The organism is Oleiphilus sp. HI0132, from assembly GCF_001635845.1.
Window position 1 is genome coordinate 1 of the sequence record NZ_LWGJ01000440.1, and the last position, 932, is coordinate 932.

Below are 932 nucleotides of genomic sequence, written 5' to 3' on the forward strand. Positions count from 1 at the left end.
ATTGCCGAGTCGCTCGATGTCCAGGTTACCTGTTCGGTGATGTCCTGAACTGAGCCGTCACTGTATGTTCCTTGAGCACTGAAACTTTGGCTTAGCCCCTTTGGTAGGGAGCTGTTAATAGGAAGAATACTTATATTGCTTAGTACTGCATTGCTTACCGTAACCGTACTGGCAGCATTATGGCCATCTAGCTCAGCACTCAGGCTTGAGCTGCCGATATCCAGTCCGCTAACAAGTGATGAGCCCGCTTCAATTGAGATTATTTCAGGAGAGTCAGCGCTCCAATTGACTTGGCTAGTAACATCTTGGTGGCTTTGATCAGTAAAAATGGCGGTGACGTTTACCTCGCTTTGAGTTCCTTTCGCTAGTGTGATCAATGGCGGGGTCAAAACCAGACTGTCGATTTGAGCCGGGCTGATAACAATGTTTTTTAACCCAGTTGTAGAGCCTTTAATAGCGCTGACTTGCACCTCCCCACTTTGAATGGCGGTAATAAGCTCATTATCGATACTGGCAAGGCTGATATCGCTAGTTTGCCATGTTACTTCAGCGGTAATGTTTTGGGTGCTGCCATCGGAATAGGTGCCAGTCGCTGATAAAGCAGTAGTGAGTCCGGCAATTAGAGTGTCGGGTAAATCAATTGAAATAGAATGCAATGTAGCAGGAGAAACCTTTAGCTCCAGACTTGTGTTGATGTCGCCAATACTTGCTGTGACATTGGTATTGCCAGCGCTGACAGCGACTACCAAGCCATTTTCATCGACTGTGGCGATGTTGTTATTGCTCGATTGCCAAGAAGTCTCAGGACTAAGGTCGCTTGTGGTGTTGTTCGTATAAATTCCGGTTGCCGTGAGAGTGCGAGATGAAGCAATTGCCAGTGTCAACGCGGCGGGTGTTATGCTAAGTGAACTCAATGTGTATGCAGTAGACGT

Annotated in this window: 1 protein-coding gene; it reads right to left on the bottom strand. The window is 47.1% G+C overall.

Going from position 1 to position 932, the window contains the following annotated elements; all coding sequences use genetic code 11:
• The coding region (locus A3766_RS05305; RefSeq protein WP_197479344.1) for an Ig-like domain-containing protein at positions 1-914 on the bottom strand (914 nt) is incomplete at its 3' end.
• Between the last annotated feature and the right edge of the window lie 18 nt (positions 915-932).